The organism is Paenibacillus radicibacter (genome assembly GCF_024721995.1).
GTDB lineage: Bacteria > Bacillota > Bacilli > Paenibacillales > NBRC-103111 > Paenibacillus_AM > Paenibacillus_AM radicibacter.
Genome location: NZ_JANQBC010000010.1, coordinates 129248 through 149112, shown reverse-complemented (window position 1 = coordinate 149112; position 19865 = coordinate 129248). Strand labels below are relative to the sequence as shown.

The following is a 19865-nucleotide window of genomic DNA, read 5'->3' as shown; positions in this document are numbered from 1 at the left end:
TCTTCCCCATCTAATTTGATAAAAATGCTAAAATGTCTGCTGCGTCTACGTACTGATCCTTGGCATCTGGCGTTCGCTTCGTCTGTGATGTTGTCTGTTTCACCCAATCGATCTGACCTTGTATCGTCGGTATCGAGAATAACGTAGTCACATCAAAAACTCCCGGGAACGATTTATTAAGCTCATCACACAGATGTACGATTGTAATGGAATCTCCACCTTGTTCAAAAAAACTAACCTCTAATTCATATTCATCGTCTCCGAGGGTACATTTCCATACCTGCTCGATATCCTCATGAATCGAATTGCTGCTACTAGTTGTTTCATGCATAGCTGAGCGACTAATAAGAGCTTTCGTCATCTTGTGGAAAATGGAGGCGTATTCTTCCACCGCCGGTTTCGTCTTGAACATGAAGGCTTGCCCGACATCAGATTGAACAAACCAATCAATTAGTTTTACACCAGCTTCACTATGGAGCTTCTCAAAGTAATAGTCGTCTTTACCAGCTGACATCCCTACATCCGTCCAACCTGTTAAGTTCAAGGTTCTTACATTTGAATCACCGTATGCTATACCCGATTGATAGGCGTTAGCTGTACAGTATTCACTTTGCCCCATTGCTCCGATCAGACCCGCTAAAGAAGAGAAATGAATGATTTCTTTTACATTCGGGAAATAACGCTTTAATAGGGAGGAGCCATTAATTTTACTTCGTGTTCGCTCACAGAAGTCCGATTTCGATTTATTCACGAACAACCCACTACCTGGCTCACCTGCAAAATTAAGAATGTAATCCATATGCTGCTGCGCAGCTGCAAATGATTGAAGTCTTGCTTCGTCTGTAATATCAAGCGACACATATTCCACTTGTCTGCCGAGCATAGATTCGGATGCAGTCCAAATTGGCTTACGGCCAGCAACAACAATTCGGATATTCGGATATTGCTCCGTCATATAACGGGTATATGCGAGCCCTATACCTGCCCCTCCACCAATAACTAATACCGTATTCGTATTAAACTTCGGTATCGATATCGGAGCAAGTTTGAGTTGCTTAAATCGAATTCGGTAATACTGCTGGTGACGTACCACAACCAAATCTTCCTGTAAGAAATCTATCTTTGCTAGATTTTCCGCATCCACTTGATCGTCGGTATCCAGAATGACAATTCGATAATTCATCTCCAAGCGGAGCGAATACGTACCCATCGCAATACTACGATTGAGCGCATTCATGTTATCGAAACCAAATACCGCTGAGCTCGCATAATAGAACGAATTAATTTTCAATTCCTTATGGATGCGTAATAAAAATTGACTAAGCTCATAGGTGTCACTGGCAATCGCAGTTTCGTCCGTATAATCCCGGTCCCAGAAATAAATCTGTTCCGCTTCGATCAAGCGAAGATCCAGCTGCTGCAAATCTGTGAGCTCGTTAAAGTAAAGTGTCGTCCTACCCATCACGCGATTACGCCGTGATTCATGCACAATATGAAGTGTGCTTCGCTCTTTCTGATGTGCTTCATAATCCGTTAGGATAAATTGTTCTTGCTTAAAATAAGTGCTTAGCTCCGTCCCTTGTCCACTAAGTGCATTCTTCACCTTGTAATTGTCGGCTGACAATATGACTTGCAGCTCTGCATTGTATAAACGGATATTGTAAGAAACGATGATGTTCCCCCGTTCATCCGTTGTCTGATCACGCACTTCAATTTCAGAATAATAATGATCACCCGTTAAGCATGAGGTATGAAAATCAATCTCACTCCAATGCCATGGGAATAAGATATCATCCGAAACGACGAGTCGATTAAGCGCATTGAATGCTGGATCTAAAATAGAAGGGTAGAAGCGATACCGCTTAAATTCCTTCTCATAACCTGCTGGTACTTTTAGTTTCACAAGTGCTTTGGTCCGCTCCTGATTCACCCAAAGTTGATCCACCACATCCCACCTTGCAGAGATGGAAATATCGGACTCATCTGTCTCCCCAACTTGACTGGTAACGATCATTTCTTCCATATCCGCAGTTTCTAACAATAGATGCGAAGTACGAGGTCTATTTTGTATTTTCTTCTTCAATTCGAATTGCAGCCATTTCCGCGAACCTTCACCATTGGCTGAGAAAGAAACTGTCGCTTTTAGACTCTCCTTATCTAGCACGAGGACAATGGGAAACGATCCATTTTGCACCTTAAGCTGACTTAAGATATGCAGATTATGCACCGAATACTGTTCCAAGTTATACACCGATTGCTCCAAGCTTTGTGCAATGATTTCCATAATGCTTGTGCCGACAAGCAGGTGCTCCCGATTAAACTTATGCTCCCTAATCTCCCAATTCTTATTGACATGAAGAGGGAACTGTATCGTGAGTGCTTCCTCTGTCTCGATTCGCTGCCAATCATGATCGATTGCAAATGAATTTGCTTCTTGTGGAAACCAATACGTTGATAACTGGAAAGGAAGCTCCGAGCTTGGCTTAATTCTCTGACTGCTGAAACCTTCCAATACAACATGTGCGTTCGTACCTGTCATACCAAATGAACTAATTCCCGCTAACGCTTGCTCACCAATAGCCTGAGAGCGATCTGGAATATAGAAAACGGATTGTTCAAATTCGATATCTTCATTTGGAATCACAAAGTCTGGATGCGGCAGAATAATACGATTTTGCAAACTGAGAACGCATTTGATGAGTGAAAATAAACCAGATGCCACGTCCAAATGTCCAAAGTTGGATTTACACGCAGTTAAAGCTACCGATTGCTTCTTCAAAGGCTGCTGCTTGAAATAATGATGCAAGCTTTCAAACTCAATCGTATCGCCTATCGCCGTTCCCGTTCCATGTGCCTCTATGAACGCTAGCTTGCTCATATCCGCAGATAGAGGAGCCCATGCTCGCTCAATTAAATTTTCCTGTGCAAGCGGATTAGGAGAGGACATATTCATGGTGAGACCATCGTTATTCATTGCATAGCTTTTGATCACCCCATAAATCGGATCTCCATCTCGCTGTGCGTCTGCCAATCGTTTCAGAATAACGGAACATACACCTTCTCCAAGAGAGGTTCCTGTACTACGTTCGTCAAATGTCTTTGTCTTCGCATCCCCTGCCAATATATCCACCAATTTATCTGCCTTATAGCCCGGCTTCACATAAACATTCGAGCTGACGACAATCGCCGAATCAATCGTCCCTTCACGCAAAGCTTGAGAGGCTTGAATAACAGACACCAATGAAGAAGAACAGGCTGTATCCGTCATGACCGATGGGCCTTTAAGATCATAAATATAATGAATTCGACTTGATATGGTAGAATTCAGCATTCCTAACAAATCCGGTTTTAACTTACGTTCTTGAAGCAGCGTCAAATATTGATACTGCTGAGTCGTGTTTACACTCGCATATACACTTGTATGGGTACCCCGGATTTTATCCAAGTAACCAGCGTCATGAAGTGCCCTTGTCGCACTAAGCAGCGTAAGTCTTTGATTCGGCTCCATATAATCCGCACTCTTCTGTGAGATGTGGAAAAATTTGTGGTCGAATTCATCAATCTGATCTAGATATGACCCTTCCATAAATTGATCGACGTCATCATACATACCGATCTGCTGTAATCGATCCGATGGAAACTTTCTTCTTGATACTCGCTTCTCTTGAAGGAATTCCCACACTTCACCTTGATCCCTGCATTGAGGTAATTGAATATCTAAACCAATAATCGCGATATCCCCTGATTGCAATCCGATCCTCTCCTTCCTTCTATATTGTTCAATCAGTTGTTAACCCACTTTCCAAGCTAATTTATTCCGATGTTCCATGATTTCGACTTCAGGCACTTCCTTCGTACGTAAGATGAGTTCCATTAGAGACAGCGTCTTACGAATATCCTCATCTGTCACATTAGAGCCAATTCTAGATTTAATTTCGTTGTATCCTGTCATTACGATATTGTCATAAGCTTCTTGATCTTCACTATTGTTCTTCGTGGATACGATTACCCCGAGTGTACGCGCATATAAGTCATAATGTTGATTGACTTCGATATCATCCTTAAGCTCTTTAAGCAGAGCTGTCCTATTTTCTTCATCATGGAAGGCATAAATCGAATCTAATTCCTTAAACATTTTGACGAACATGCCATTAGGTGATAAATCCACGATGACTTGAACTCCATTGTTTTTCACAAAATCAACCGATTGACTCCACTTCACTGGACTCACGATCTGACTTGCGATCTCTTCACGAATTCGTTCAATTGGATACGCCGCAGCATGCTTATTGCTAATAACTTGGGTAGTTAAATCAGTATTAAACGTCATTTTCTCTAATTGTGTATAGACAGAATCAGCAGCATCTTTCATATAATCCGTATGGAATGCTCCACCTACACCAAGGATTACACCCTCCAGACGATGTTGCTTCGCAAACTCTTGAAGCTCTTTCTTTACACCTGCAATCACAGTCTGTTTAGCGGAATTGTAGTTCGCTACCGTGATATGATTCGATCCATCTAATAATTCCTCCACACGCTGTGGTGAAGCAAAGATCGCCATCATACCAAGATGCTCCTTATCTTCCGTAACATCTTTCATAGCTTTACCTCGAATATCTACAAGTTGTAGACCTTCTTCATAAGTCATGGCACCAGCAATCGTAAGAGCTGTAATTTCGCCTAAGCTATGACCCAGCACATACGTGGGGTATAAACCAACTTTCTCTTTATACAATTGATACATACACATAGATCCGATGTACGTCACGAGCTGTGCTTTCCACGTATCCTGGCTTAAATCTGAAGTCAACCATTCTTGAATTGGCTCCTTCAATTGTGCTTCTGCTGCTTCAATAATTCGTCTAGTCTCTGCATGACCTAGCCATAATTCCTTAACCTGCTCCGTTACCTTCGTTCCTTGTCCTGCTAATAACAATGCAATTTTCATTTCAATGTGCCTCCTTTAAATATTCCATAATTTTATTGGTTAATAATTCAGTCGTATAATAGTTGAAAAAATCAGATATTTTTAAGTTGATATTAAATTTTTCTTTAACCTTTTTCTTGAATTTCACCAGCATTAAGGAGTCCATACCGAGATCAAAGAAACTCTCATCTTCCCCAACAGTAACTTCGTCTTCCAATAGGGTTATAACGAGTTCCTTCACTTCCTCATACACAGCACTCTGCCTATTGCTTGGTGGTTTCAAAATCTCAATTGTTGCAGCAACTTCCTGTACCGTTATCAATTTGTTTAAATCCACTTGATCAGATTTATACAATGCTTGGACATTTTTGTCGAAAAGTGCAAGAAGCTCCTGCAGATCTTCTAGCTCATACTCACTGGAAATCAGATGAACGGTAAGCTTGTCTTGCGACTTATATACAGAGACGTGCAATCCGTATTTCTCATCCCGATAACTATTTGCCTCTTCTAATGTAATGCCATGCTTTTCATCTAATAGAGTGCCAATAAGACTGCCTGATTTGTAATCGAAGACAACATCACGATAAATACTCAGATGGCTCATTTGGTCCATCCCGCGTCCATCGCTATGTAAATCCGGAGCACTTAAAGTTGAGAATATTCGCTGCTGAATCTCTGCAATGGTTTGATTCACATCACGCTCACTATTAAGATTAAACTCGTGGTAGAAGGGAATTAGCTGTACAAAGTTCCCTAGTGTTTGGTAATTGAGCCTGTCTCTACCTAAAGCCGGATAAGTTAAATAGACACGCAAGCTTTTAAGCCACTCGGCCACACTGATCGTAAAAGCCGCCAAACAAATCGCAAACTCGGAATACTTTAGAAGTGGCCTTTCCAATAGAAGGAGTTGTTCGTTCAAATAATGAACAGCCTCTACTTGCTTATGCAGCAGCTTGCTCTTAAACTCACCGTAATGATCAAAATTGATCGAAGCCAAATTCGTGCTATTTGGATTGAGCGGAGAGTTTCCATTATCTGTCGTTATCTCCAAATTTGATGGCTCATCATATAGATATGCACGAATCAAATCTTGCAAAAAGAGATTTACACTAAATCCATCCATGAGAACATGATGAATATTAATGAACATATAATCAGAAGCAGCATTGCGAACTTTGCAGAGCACAACCCGTACTAGATCTCGATCTTCGATAGAAATCAATTGCCTCTCAAGCAGCAATTCCTTGTCTAATCGCATCATCGTCTGTACTTCAATGCCTGGGATGTCATCGTTAATTTTCTTATGAATATGTTCATCGATCAGAAAGGACGTTCGAAAAATGGCATGCTTCTCAAAATAGTGTGTTAGCAAGTGATACATCTTCGGGATGTTCAGGCCACTCGGAAATTGAATGAAAAGTGGTATATTGTAAGCGGCCTTACTGGATAGACTGCTGTTAATGATTCGTTTTTCGTTACCACTAACCATTTGCAACATTGTCCACGATCTCTCCTAACGTTCGACTGAAAAGCATATTCAGATCCAATTGGTACCCTTTGCTTCCCAACTGCCAAATGATCTCCATCGCTTTAATCGAATCACCACCCAGATCTAGGAAGGTCATCCCCAGGTCAATTTCACTTTTAAGCACATTCTTCACGACATCTACAATCTCATGATCCGGAGTTAATTGCGGATTTTCCGAGATCGCATGCACATCGGTTTTTCCATTCGTATTCATAGGAATAATGTCCACCACCTTCACCGTTGGAATCATATAATCAGGTAACCTACTTCTTAAATGCTGACGAAAACTTTCGAGATCCACTTGATCTTTGACGTATAAATAGAGTCGTTTGCCATCATAATGAGCGTAGCATTCTTTCTGTAACCCATAGGAATAGGCACAATTCTCTACCTCACTAAGCTCAATGCGATAACCAGCAATTTTGACTTGGCGATCCTTGCGCTCCACATACACAATATGATCATCTGAATTGACGTAAACGATATCACCTGTTGAGTAGTACCGCTTGTTATCCTGCTCAAAGAATACTTTCTCTGTTGCTGCATCATCTCCGATATAGCCCCGCATCAGTCCAGAATCTGAAATGCATAACTCACCTTGTTGCCCCAAAGCAACGGCTTGTTTCTCTGCATCCACGATTAAATAGGAGCCATGATCAAACAATTGACCGATAGGTATCTCTGCTTCATGACCCTTCACTTCATATTTGGTTGCATACACCGTAGTTTCAGTAGGTCCATATACGTTGTACACCTTACAGTATTGTGATGCTTGGGTAAGATGCTTCACGGAGCAGCGCTCACCACCTGTTAATATAAGCGATAACTTGCGCAGATCTTCTCCAAGCTCCTCTACGTATAAGTTGAATAATCGCGTAGTCAAAAAGCAGCAATCGACCTCATCCAGCAATTGAGACATCACTTCGAAATCCAAGCTGTCATCCTTGCTGATCAAACGCAAAGTCATCCCATTAAGTAAGCCGCCAAACACTTCATAGATCGAGGCATCGAATTCAAGTGGAGCAAGTTGGGCAATGACCTCACCTGCATAGAAGGAGGGGTGATTCACAATTTTATGAATCGCTTTGTCTTCGATCGCTACCGCCTTAGGAATTCCAGTAGAGCCAGATGTAAAGATGACATATAACAGACTGTCTGGATTCCTGCTTATTAGGAGCGGTTCGCACTTCGCTTCGTTCGTAATGAAACTTAAGTCCGTTAATGTCCACTTCACATCTACTTTTGCCCGCATTTGTTCTTTGCGATGTTCAGGATAATCTTCTGGAATCACACAGTAGGCTGCACCAGCACGCACCACCCCAAGCAGCATCAGAATAGCGGTTAACTTATCACCCGTCTCAATGGTCACAACATCCTCTTCACCAATACCTTGTGAAATAAGATGACTCGCAATCTGGCTCGTGATACTATTCAATTGCCTATAAGTAAACACTCCGTCATTCGTCACGATCGCACGTTTATCTTGGTATATATTAAATATTTTTGTAAAATATTCTAATAAATTCACAAAAGAACCTCCTATTCGACATATTGGTCAAGAATAGATTCAAATTGCTTATACATAATCATCATCTGATCTTCCGAGTATTTGCCCCTGTTGTACTCGAACTCGATATGAGTCTGCTTATCGTAACTGTAGACCCGAACATATAAATCGAACTTACAAAGTTGATCAACCGGGATATAGCGGAAGTACTGAAACATATCCTCTTCATAAGAGAAAACGATGGAGAAATCCAGACTACTGAGCACCTCTTGAGACGGATTCATAAAGCGTCTCCAATTGGTATTAAATATGGCTTTCGTCCGCTCTTCCAGACTGTGATCTCTATTTAAGAATTGAGGCTGTATGTTTACAAAGCATCCCACTTCGTTTAAATTACCTAGCTGAGAACGCCAATTGCCTATTGCTCCATAAGCCTCTCCAACACATTCCTTCTTCCAAACTTCTTCCATTAAACCTTGGTAGACGGTACCCTTGGTAACATTCATCATTTTTGCAATTCTAGCAATGACAGCTTGTTTCTGCTCGTCCATGCACTGTGTGAAGCGATTTAACCTTATCTCCTTAGAAGAACTGATGATTTCTGGAAGTTTCAAGTTGTTTACTGTCGCACGTTCATCCTCACGTTCTTGTTGCTCGAAGGTGCAAATTCTCTTATAGGTTGTTAAACCGCTGATCTCTGTTGAAGAAGGAATAGGAATGCCATGTAGTTGATTGATAAATGTCCTCTCAAAGCTACGAATGCCCAATCCATCCATGCAAATATGATGGAATTCGATATAGAGGTAACGATGATGTTGATCTTCAATAAACTCACATGCCCAGGGGTAATTTCGACTTAAATCGAGCTTGTTTGGTCGATTGATTATATACTGACTGACGTCTTCCTTGGCCGTATGAATCGGTATCTGGAACTGCTCTTCTCGTAAAGGTAACATTCGCTGATAAAACTGTCGCTGAGATGGATCGTATTCATACTTAACTTGAAGCGCAGGATGAGCTTTGAAAGTATGATAAGCAGCAGCTTGTACGGATTCATAGGTGACCCCATCATTCAATTCATACAGCATCGGAAGTCGATAGATCGGCATCCTGTTACATATAAACATCTTCTTCTGCATGAAGGTAAGTTCACAAGTATCATCAACGATCACTGAATTAATCATCTGCTTTATCACCTTCAATCGTGTCTAATTGGAGCAAACCACTCTCAATAGCGGTAACAATTGCATCCCTTTCAGAAGCATCATAGATTCCCGAATCCATGTAGACATGCAGCTTCCAAGCCTGATCAGTTGGTATAAGATTGATAAATAATTGGAATTTATTCTGCCCTTCGAACTCAATTGTGTGATCAAATAAGACAGAAGGCGCTGCTTGAGGAGGTAAGGTTTGAATGACGATATGCGGATATTCAATCGCTACGCCCGCTGATTGAAGATCATAGATGGATACCGCTTGATACTCGTGGGCATTTCGCAAACTGGACTGTACAACTTCTTCATCCGTTATATCAAAGAAGATCGGCAGTACCCTTGCGAACGATTGAATCACCTGATTCGAATTTGGAACGACTCTGCCATGATACACGGCGCCAATGTACCCCTTACTTTCACCGAAGATAGGAGCGAGCGTACGTGTAATAGCGCCCACCACATTTTTTTCCATTATTGAATAGGAATCATTTACTTTCGGTATGATCCATTCATAATCTGTATAATGGCCTGAAGCTAAACTAGGTTTGCCGATATTGGGGTAATTGTCATGATCCAGGTAATTACTCCAACCCTGAAGCGCTTGATTTATCGTTTTTTCATATAGATTCGAAATTTGACTGTACTGGGTATAAGAAGGCATGATTCCGTGGTAATTCATTTCAATTTGCTGAAGAAAAATACCTAACGCCATATGATCTACAATGATGTGATGCATATGCACATAGAAATACATTTCGTCCGTAGATTGAATATGAATGAGTTTCAAATCCCAAAGTTTCTGCTTACCTAGAATTTGAAGACATCTCGGCAAATGATTCATATCCGCTAATTCTGTTACCTCAATCAGATCGAGTTCCACCAACCGGTCGCTTTGCACCACCCCGATCACTTCACCATCTTCATACGCAAAGGAGGTCGCGAATACATCATTGCTTCGAATCACCTGCTCGATAGCAAATTTCAACTTCTCTAGCTCACAATGTGCAGATTTCCTCAGTCGATAAGCATAAACCACGTCATACAGGTCTGAATCGACAAATCGGAAACTGTCTATGAAGATCGCCTTTACGAAACTTGGACAAACATAGTAAGGTTTATTCGAAACTTGCTCTTTAACCTGTACCGGATCGAATCTAGAGGTAATTAAACCTTTCAATTCCGCAATAGTAGAAGTGGAATACATATCCGAGTATGATAACGTCACTCCCAACTTTTCATGGACATCTGTAATCAGATTCGCAATTTCGAACGAAGATATACCGGAGTCAAACAGATTAACATGCTCCTCATATCGACTAAACAATTGATCCATAGAGAATCCTTCATCTTCTTGAATAGGCGGCACATCGCTAGATTGTTCCACTTGCACCTTCTCTGTAGCAGGACATGCATCAATTGTAACGATTGTCGTTAATTCCATCTGATCCAGTCCCAATATCAGATCCTCCAAGTTCGATTGAATGATGTGCATCAATGGATCGTTATAACAAATTTCCCAAGCCAAGTGATCATGATATTCATTAAACTGAACATGGTTATCGTATTTAACTAAATAAGGACCCAGTTCCAACTTTGAAAAAATAGTCGATTGCTCCTCAAGATGCTGCATTCTAGTATAAGACACAATGTAATCAAACCCTCTTGGACCCACCATGCCTCGGTACTCGTCATAAGAAAGAGAGGCTGATTGGTCAATTGCAGTGAACAAATTCTTGAAGACCATCTTCGCATTGTCCATATAGTTTTTACTGGTATCCAACCGAAGTAATAATGGCGCGATATCTGTAAAATTACCTATTACATTCGCTTGATCCCGCTTATCTTTCCGTGATACAACTACGCCGATCACCTGCTCCTGATGACGCGCAAGGAGCGCAGTCACCAAGAGTAGGACAGCAAATTTTGTTACACGTAATTTTTGAGCAAGTGAGATCACTGCTCGATGGACCTGGGGCGACAGTTCCCCTTTTGCATATATGGGAGTATCTAATGCAGCACGCTCTCGACTTCGATTCGTACATTTCTTTATTTGCTCCTGATAGGAACTACCTCGTTCATCCTTACGGTCAGAGCCAAATTTAATGGAGTAAGGTACCGTGGGCAATGATAGCTCCTGCCGTTGTCTAATCGCTTGTTCGATGTTATCTAAGAACAAATATAGTGAATCTCCATCGAAGATTAAGTGATGCATTAAGAATTCGATTCGACCTGCTGCAGCATTTATATAATAATTCGCGAGCGGATCACCTTGCAGCACATTGATTTTGTGCTTTTCCAAAGAATGATCCCTTCTAAATAAAGATGCACCACCACGATCATAACCAAACCCATATTGTGAACCTTGTTGGATAACGCGATAATGAAACACTTCCGTCTCGCTCATCACATATTGAATAGCTGCATCAAGTTCGTCTACTGAAAGCTTTGAATCATATTGAACGGAGAAATAAATATCGTAATTTTTCTTATGTTTTTCTGCATATACAATTTTCTCATGTAAAGGAGCCATCTCTCGAAGCTCCATCTGGTTTACCATCTTCCCCATTGATTGATAGCCCCCCATGCCCTATCCTAAATATCTTCCGTTTTGACGCGAGTCAGTAAGAAGAAGATCGCAGCCGCAAAGAGTAACAAACTGACGAAATGCATCATGATCGAGCCATTATTTCCCGAGAATCCGCTAAACATTTCAATATTTAGTTCGGTCACCCAGTTTGTCGGCAAAATCTTAGCAAAAGACTGCATGCCCTCTGGCATAATCGAACTCGGCCATAACGTTCCACCTAACATAGCAAGTGGAAGTGAGACAACCGTAATTAACAAGCGGCCTGTAGACAATCTCGTCGTACGGCTCACAATCAGTAGGCCAATTCCAGCCGAGATGACATTGAGCAGTCCATAGGCAAGAATCAATAGAACTAGATCCCCTACAGATAACCATAAATCAATCGAAAATGCGGTCTTCATCAAGAGAATCATGACGAGAAACTGCACTATCCCGATAATCGCGAATACACCGACAGTTTGAACATAGTAACTTAACTTGCCACTTGTAGATAACAATACCCTCTGAGTTGTCGTATGGATTTTGTCGCCTAAGAACAATAAGGTATTCGTCATCGTCAGGAAGAGCATGATGAATGCAATCATATTAAATGTACTTGTTAATACAGTTGCATTCGGGTTACCGAGTATGCTGGATTCGACTTTGATCGGTGCTGCCGAACTTTCAGCTTGCTTCATGCTTGCAGCCAAAGCATCTGCACTTTTCGCATTCTTTGCCAGCGTCTTAAGTGTCGAGAATACACTGTTCAGCTTGATCTCTAATGACTTGGAATTATAGTTCGTCTCTTTGGCATACATTTCAACCTGAATTTGATCTGGATTTGAGTAAATGTCTTTTACATTTTTCGTAAAAACAATTCCCATATTCGTGCTATGATGGATCGACTCATCTGCCGTCTTGACTTGTGTTAACGTTACGCCCTGCTTTTCCAGGAGGCTAGAAACATACGTATTTACGGCTTGATCCTCTACAAACAGGGTTAAATTCACTTTCGTTGCTTCCTTATATTGCGCCACAACCATAAAGGTAAACATAATCGGAAGCAGCAGCATAAAGATGAAAGTCATTCTACGTTTGACAATCCTTTTGATATACAATTCAAACACTCGCATCTTATCTCGCCTCCCTTCTTGTTAATGCAAAGACGGATATTCCAATAAAACCAATCGCAAGTGCTAGTGAAGTAAATAGGGGCATCAAGTTCAATGTGCCTTGTTGAATGTAATCGAATAAAGGTCGTTGGAATATTTCATTTACACTAAAGCTTTTGAGTCCGCCAAAATCCACTTTAATGAATCCGCCACCTACGAACGTCATAATCGGAATGAGCAGTGTCACAATGTTATCCACCTGCTTAAAGCGCCTTGCGATCACACCAAGAATAAGTCCTAGTGCATTAAAGAATACCGCACCTACGAAGACGATTAACAGCGCCACAAGCATGTTTTCACCATAGCTAACTTGAAAGAACCATTTTGCAAAATACACAATAATTAATCCTTGCAAGATCGAGATGGAGCATCCTGTAAATAACTGGCCTAGAATCAACGACTTTTTGGAAACGGGAGAGATTAAGTAGCGCTCACCAAGTGCTTCGCTATACTCCTCTTGGATAAAGTTCATTGTATTGGCTAGCCCATAGAACAAGATCAGGACGAGCATGGTTACCCCGTAATAACTAAGTGCCGTCATTTGGCTTGAAGATTGTCCTCCCTCTAGCGCCTTACCTGATGTTAATAAGTTTGTATACACATGAGTGAACATGATCGGTTCATTATTCTGACTTAGTACATTCATTGCCAGGTAACCGTCACCGAATGCCGAAAGAGTGAGCCCTGTAATATTGACCTTGTCTATATTGCTGTCTTTCCCATAGATCGTGACACTGCTATCTTTTTTGTCCTTAAATCCGCTAGTAAGATCAGCTGGCAAATAGATGAACTGCTCATACGCACCCGATTCCAACTGTTTCTTCGCTTCATCCTTATTCGTGCTTACCGTTACGTCGAACATCACTTTATTGTCTTCACTTGTAAGAAACTTCATAATGTTCGTACCCAAGTCACCACTATCTTCATTGACGACGACTGTCTTTACTTGCTTTAGACTAACAGCAGCAGCCGTCTTACTGCCTTCATCACTTTCGAACACGACAGACAAGGCATTGCCTAGAATGAGAATTAACAGCAGTGGCAGTAAAATATAATTGACGATAATAATCGGATTCTTAACCTTCCGCTTCATACTCGTTACGAATATTGTCCACATGGCTTAATCCCTCAAATTCTTTTTTGTTAATTTAAAAAATACTTGTTCCAAGTTCGGAGATATATACTGGAAGCTCTTCACTTCGTCTCCAAATCCTTCTTTCACTCGGGTCATTGTTTCCACATCGTTCTTCGGAACACCAATTTCCACTTGATTCCCGTCTGTTGCAATCACATCATAATTAGCCAATTGATCCGTGTAATTCGTAGTCTTACGATTGAGCTCCAGTTTCAATACCGCCTGATCGGTATGCTCTTCAATCACATCACTTAATTTACCCTCGCATAGAAGCTGTCCTTGATCGATAATGCCAACATGAGAGCAAATCTTCTCAACTTCTTCCATATAGTGCGAAATATATATAATCGTTGTACCAATTTGATTCAATTCGAGAATAGCATCCAGAATTCGGTTACGTGATTGAGGGTCCACCCCAACCGTAGGTTCATCCAAGATGATGACATCCGGGTTGTGTACGATTCCACATGCAATGTTCAGCCTACGCTTCATCCCGCCTGAGAATTTCTTCGGCTTCTGCTTGCGCTCATCCCATAAGCCTACAAATTCAAGTGCAAATCGTACTTGTTTCTCCAATCTTTCACCTTTGAGATCATATAGTTTTCCGAAGAACTGAACATTCTCATAAGCAGACAGATCGTACAGCAAGGCGAGATCCTGTGGTACATAACCGACACGCTTATTTGTACTTTGGTTAGGAAGTTCGTTGAACCATTGCAATCTGCCACTTTGAGGTTTATCCAGCCCTAGCATGACTTTGGTCAAAGTTGATTTACCAGCACCATTGGGTCCAAGTAATCCATAAATTTGTCGGTCACCTATCGAAAGTGAAAGACCGTTTAACACCGGTTTCTTTTTGTTATAACTAAAATTAATTGCTTCTCCAGAGAATACTGTACGCATTCTTTAGCCTCCCCAAAATTGTTTTGTATAGGTAGTTTCCTAACATAGTCACAGTCTAACACCTTCTAATTGAGGCTATACTTTTGCAACTTAAGAGGCTCATTTGGTGTCATAACTGTCAAATAATCAAGTTGTGGGAAACACTTATTATTTGATTTGACTTTATGTTTTCGATTATGATCTTTCTTACTTTTAGTAATTTGGTATATAATCAATAGAATTATAGAATTTCTATTCATATCAGGGAGGAACTAAAGTTGGAACTTATACAGCAAGAGATCGTCCAGCAGGCGATTAATAGTTATGCGAATCAAGATGTGTACTTGCATTTGGAAACAACCAATGGTGCATATGCATCTCACAATGATGATAAAAAAATGACAGTTGGTGCCTATATCCGTAACGGTCTTGTTCAATTTACGAGTGGAAGCATTGCTGGAGAGCATCCTTATCGAGCAGGTTTGAAGCTTGCATTTGGTTGGATTTATGCCGAAGGGTTAACCCATTATGAGATTGATGATCTGGGACGTTTATTACTTGCGGGATATGATGATGAGGGTCGACTAGCTGTCGCACTTGAACTTAGTCATAAACCATTTTAAGGGAGGAGCCGTGCTATAATGGAACGTCATATACTAGTTGTATTAGCCCACCCTGATGATGAAGCATTCGGTGTGTCGGGCTTTATTGCTCTAAATACTGCACAAGGTGTACCTGTTACTTATGTATGCGCTACGCTTGGCGAAATGGGACGCAATATGGGTAATCCCATGATTGCCAATCGAGAAACAATGCCTGCTCTTCGCTTAGAAGAATTGAATGAGGCATGTGCGGCAATTGACCTACAAGATCTTCGTCTTCTTGGATATCGAGACAAGACTGTTGAGTTCGAAAGTCGGGAAGAGATCGCAGATCGTATTGGACAGATTATTGAAGAGACGAATCCCTCTTTAATCGTTACTTTTGATTCCAAACACGCTGTTCATCCCGATCACAATGCAATTGGCGCGGCAACACTGCTTGCTGTCAGTCGTATACCTGAGGAGAAACGTCCAACGGTATATCTGAAAGCTTTTAGTAAAAACTGCCGTGAAGAAATGGGAAATCCCGATATCGAGATCGATGTGAGTGCGGTGTTAGATAAGAAACTAAATTCACTGAGAGCTCATGCATCTCAGACGGCTAGTATGATCCGTGAGGCGGAAGTCGATCGGAATCCGGGCGTTCTAGCATATTTATCGAAGGAAGTTTATTGGACTTATAGGCATTAGCATTTGACAAATACTTCAAAATTGTGTAAACCTAATATAAATTCATTTTCTAATACATTCGTTGACGAGAAAAAGTAAGCTGTTTTCCTTGATCCCCAGAGAGTTGGCCTTGTGCTGAAAGCCAACGTTCAAGCAATAGCCGATAATCCTCTCTGAGAAGGAAAGCTGAACGTATACAAGTAAGCTAACCCGGGATCCCGCCGTTACAAGGGCCGCGCATGATAGTGCGTAGTAGAGTGCTGAGCGAATCTTGAGATAAGAATCAATCAGAACAAGGGTGGTATCGCGAGTTCAATCTCGTCCCTTCGGGGGCGGGATTTTTTTGTGTTTAGGAGTTTGATCAAAAGTCGGTACACTACGAAGAAAAAAGCATTTCCAGCCGCTGTCTCAATCGTAAATTTTGAATTGGTTTAATGGTATTTTTACGATTTCAAAGGCGGACGTTTCACTCTTCCAATTGCTTTTTTCTTCTTCGTTAGACTTTTGAGCAAACTAACTGATGTATGCAGAAAGGATGAATACCTATGAGAAAAGTTGATGTGAAGGAAAGGGCGCGCGATCGGGAACTGCGCATCTTAGAGCAGTGGAAGCAAGAGGATACGTTTCGTAAATCGATAGACAATCGAGCAGACAAACCGAACTTTGTGTTCTATGAAGGCCCGCCGACTGCTAATGGTCTGCCGCATATCGGTCATGTACTGGGTCGAGTGATTAAAGATTTCGTTGGACGTTATAAGACGATGTCTGGTTACCGCGTTGTTCGTAAGGCAGGTTGGGATACGCATGGGCTTCCAGTTGAACTGGGGGTTGAGAAGGAATTAGGCATCTCAGGTAAGCAGGAGATCGAGAACTACGGTGTTGCGAAGTTCGTGGAACAATGCAAGAACAGCGTGTTCGAATACGAGAAGCAGTGGCGTGAACTAACTGAGGGCATCGCCTACTGGACAGACATGGATCATCCCTACGTCACGTTAACCAACGATTACATCGAGAGTGTATGGCATATCCTCGCTGAAATTCATAAGAAGGATCTGCTGTACAAAGGGCATCGTGTAAGTCCTTATTGCCCAGACTGCCAGACTACACTCAGCTCGCATGAAGTCGCACAAGGTTATGAAGATGTGGTTGACCTGAGTGCGACGGTGAAGTTTAGAAGTAAAACTGGCGATGATATTTTCCTAGCATGGACGACTACCCCTTGGACACTTCCTGCCAATGTTGCGCTTGCAGTCAACAAAGAACTCGACTATGTGCGTGTGAAGCACAACGATGAGACGTATGTCGTGGCACAAGCCCTTGTGGAGAAAGTGTTTAAGCAAGATTATGAAGTCCTATCCACACATAAAGGTGCTGAGTTCGTCGGTACACCTTATGAGCCGCCGTTCGGCTATATTTCAGTAAGCAAAGGACACATCGTCATCGATGCGGATTATGTAAGTAATACGAGCGGTACAGGAATCGTACACATCGCGCCTGCACACGGGGAAGACGATTATAGAACAACACGGGAGCATGAGCTGGATTTTGTCAATATCGTCGATTTAGCAGGACGATATACCGAGCAAGTGACTGACTTTGCAGGGCGTTTCGTGAAAGAATGCGATCTGGATATTGTGAAACAGCTTGCCCATCGCGGACTACTATTTTCCAAAGAGAAATATGAGCACAGCTATCCGTTCTGCTGGCGCTGTAAGTCCCCGCTTCTCTATTACGCAATGGAAAGCTGGTTTATCCGCACGACAGCCGTCAAAGAGCAATTAATTAAGAATAACAGCCAAATTGATTGGTATCCGGGTCATTTGCGTGAAGGTCGATTCGGTAAGTTCCTTGAAGAACTTGTCGATTGGAACATCAGCCGCAATCGCTATTGGGGTACTCCACTCAACATTTGGCTCTGCCAAGATTGCGATAGTCAATATGCACCGGGCAGCAGACAGGACTTGTACGACAAATCGATTGGGCCATTGGATGAGAGTCTGGATTTGCATAAGCCTTTTGTTGATGATGTGAAATTGCGCTGCTCCTGTGGTGGAACAATGGATAGAACGCCTGAAGTGATCGATGTTTGGTTTGACAGCGGTTCGATGCCATTCGCACAATACCACTATCCGTTCGGTGATCAAACGATGTTTGAAGAGCAATACCCTGCTGATCTAATTTCCGAAGGGATCGATCAGACGCGCGGCTGGTTCTTCAGCTTGTTGGCTATATCTACTCTATTCAACGGGCAAGCGCCATACAAGGCTGTCATCTCTACAGGTCACGTCCTAGACGAGCACGGACAGAAGATGTCCAAGAGTAAGGGAAATGGTATCAATCCATGGGATGTCATCGAACAATACGGTACTGATGCGTTCCGCTGGGCACTGTTGTCCGACAGCGCGCCTTGGAGCAGCAAACGCTTCTCCACAAAGATCGTCGCTGAAGCGAAAACTAAATTTATTGACACGATCCATAACACACATGCGTTCTATTCGCTTTACGCAACGATTGATAATTACAATTATGAAGACTATGCTATCCAGCCTTCAACGAATGAATTGGATCGTTGGATTTTATCTCGATTGCATACAACACTGCAGACTGTTCTTACAGGCTTAGAGAAATACGACCTACTCAATCCTGCGAAGTCGATGGAAATGTTCGTTGATGAGCTTAGTAACTGGTACATCCGTCGTTCCCGTGACCGATTCTGGGGCAGTGAGATGACCACAGACAAAATATCCGCTTACCAAACCTTACGCGAAGTATTGCTGACATTGGCTCGGATGATCGCACCTTATGCTCCGCTTCTAGCGGAAGACATCTATGGCAATCTGCATGGCAAAACAAGCGTCCACTTAGCAGATTATCCGACTGTGGATGCTGCGCTGATTGATACTATTCTTGAGACGAACATGGCGACAGCACGTCAAATTGTTGAGTTAGCGAGAAACATCCGCAATGAAACGAGCATCAAGACGCGTCAGCCACTGTCTGAGCTGTTGATCTCCATGGATCGTGAATTTAGCTTAGACCGCTTTGCGGACATCATTAAAGATGAAATCAACGTTAAGAGCATTCGTATGGAGCAGAGCGACAGCAGCTTCATCACATACCATTTCAAGCTGAATCTGAAGCTTGCAGGTAAGAAGTACGGCAAGCAAGTCGGAACGATTCAAAATTTACTCAAAGACTTGCCTGAAGCCGATGCTAAGGAAGTTGTAAACCGAGGATACCTTGATACTATTTTAGATGGTGAAAATGTTAGAATCCCACTTGATGAACTGCTCGTCGAAAAACAAGGTGCTGAGGGCTTCGCAACGGCATCTTACAACCAGATTCATGTTGCTTTGAATACGACGATCACAGAAGAACTCAAGCAAGAAGGATATGTTCGAGAAGTTATCCGTGTCGTTCAAGATTTGCGCAAGAAGCTGGACTTACCGATCGATAAACGTGTTCATCTCACATTAGATGTCGATTCGGAGTTACAAGAAGCATTAGAGAGATTCGATCATGTGTTGCAAGAAAATGTACTACTTCACAAAGTTACCTTCGGGCAAAGTGTAGATATGGAACCAGCAAGTATTGGAGATAAGCAACTTGGCTTGCGAATCGAATAGAAACAGCAAGAAGGGCAGCTCCCACTAGGGGCTG

12 protein-coding genes and 1 other annotated feature are annotated in these 19865 nt (G+C 42.0%); of the genes, 3 read left to right on the top strand and 9 right to left on the bottom strand.

The features are described from left to right. Positions 1-10 precede the first annotated feature (10 nt). The 9 genes from NV379_RS18495 to NV379_RS18455 are packed head-to-tail and all read right to left on the bottom strand — an operon-like array spanning position 11 to position 14955. On the bottom strand, positions 11-3751 hold the full coding sequence (locus tag NV379_RS18495; RefSeq protein ID WP_258208823.1) for an SDR family NAD(P)-dependent oxidoreductase: 3741 nt from the start codon (positions 3749-3751) through the stop codon (positions 11-13). 39 nt (positions 3752-3790) lie between these two features. Further along, positions 3791-4951, bottom strand: a complete 1161-nt coding sequence (locus NV379_RS18490) for an ACP S-malonyltransferase (RefSeq protein WP_258208822.1) — start codon at positions 4949-4951, stop codon at positions 3791-3793. A 1-nt stretch (position 4952) separates the two neighbouring features. Then, positions 4953-6428: a condensation domain-containing protein gene (locus NV379_RS18485; protein ID WP_258208821.1), complete on the bottom strand. Its 1476-nt coding sequence runs from the start codon at positions 6426-6428 to the stop codon at positions 4953-4955. Then, a complete protein-coding gene (locus NV379_RS18480; RefSeq protein WP_258208820.1) occupies positions 6412-7986 on the bottom strand; it encodes a non-ribosomal peptide synthetase in 1575 nt (524 codons plus the stop codon). The genes NV379_RS18485 and NV379_RS18480 overlap by 17 nt, the downstream gene beginning before the upstream one ends. An 11-nt stretch (positions 7987-7997) precedes the next feature. Further along, entirely contained in the window at positions 7998-9149 is a 1152-nt protein-coding gene (locus NV379_RS18475) for a condensation domain-containing protein (protein ID WP_258208819.1), read from the bottom strand. Then, a complete protein-coding gene (locus NV379_RS18470; protein ID WP_258208818.1) occupies positions 9142-11745 on the bottom strand; it encodes a condensation domain-containing protein in 2604 nt (867 codons plus the stop codon). The genes NV379_RS18475 and NV379_RS18470 overlap by 8 nt, the downstream gene beginning before the upstream one ends. Before the next feature lie 26 nt (positions 11746-11771). After that, positions 11772-12878 carry an ABC transporter permease gene (locus NV379_RS18465; RefSeq protein ID WP_258208817.1) on the bottom strand — a complete coding sequence of 369 codons (1107 nt, stop codon included), beginning with the start codon at positions 12876-12878 and terminating at the stop codon, positions 11772-11774. A gap of 1 nt (position 12879) precedes the next feature. Beyond that, positions 12880-14034, bottom strand: a complete 1155-nt coding sequence (locus NV379_RS18460) for an ABC transporter permease (RefSeq protein ID WP_258208816.1) — start codon at positions 14032-14034, stop codon at positions 12880-12882. Between the two features lie 3 nt (positions 14035-14037). Further along, positions 14038-14955 carry an ABC transporter ATP-binding protein gene (locus NV379_RS18455; RefSeq protein ID WP_258208815.1) on the bottom strand — a complete coding sequence of 306 codons (918 nt, stop codon included), beginning with the start codon at positions 14953-14955 and terminating at the stop codon, positions 14038-14040. A gap of 257 nt (positions 14956-15212) precedes the next feature. Here NV379_RS18455 and NV379_RS18450 point away from each other — a divergent pair, with 257 nt between their 5' ends. From NV379_RS18450 to ileS, 3 genes are all read left to right on the top strand, one after another. Further along, positions 15213-15557, top strand: a complete 345-nt coding sequence (locus NV379_RS18450; RefSeq protein WP_258208814.1) for a YojF family protein — start codon at positions 15213-15215, stop codon at positions 15555-15557. A gap of 15 nt (positions 15558-15572) precedes the next feature. Then, entirely contained in the window at positions 15573-16226 is a 654-nt protein-coding gene (bshB2, locus tag NV379_RS18445; RefSeq protein ID WP_373426130.1) for a bacillithiol biosynthesis deacetylase BshB2, read from the top strand. A gap of 52 nt (positions 16227-16278) precedes the next feature. Further along, positions 16279-16534 (top strand) — a binding site (T-box leader). 216 nt (positions 16535-16750) lie between these two features. Then, positions 16751-19831, top strand: a complete 3081-nt coding sequence (gene ileS, locus NV379_RS18440; protein ID WP_258208812.1) for an isoleucine--tRNA ligase — start codon at positions 16751-16753, stop codon at positions 19829-19831. Positions 19832-19865: the final 34 nt, after the last annotated feature.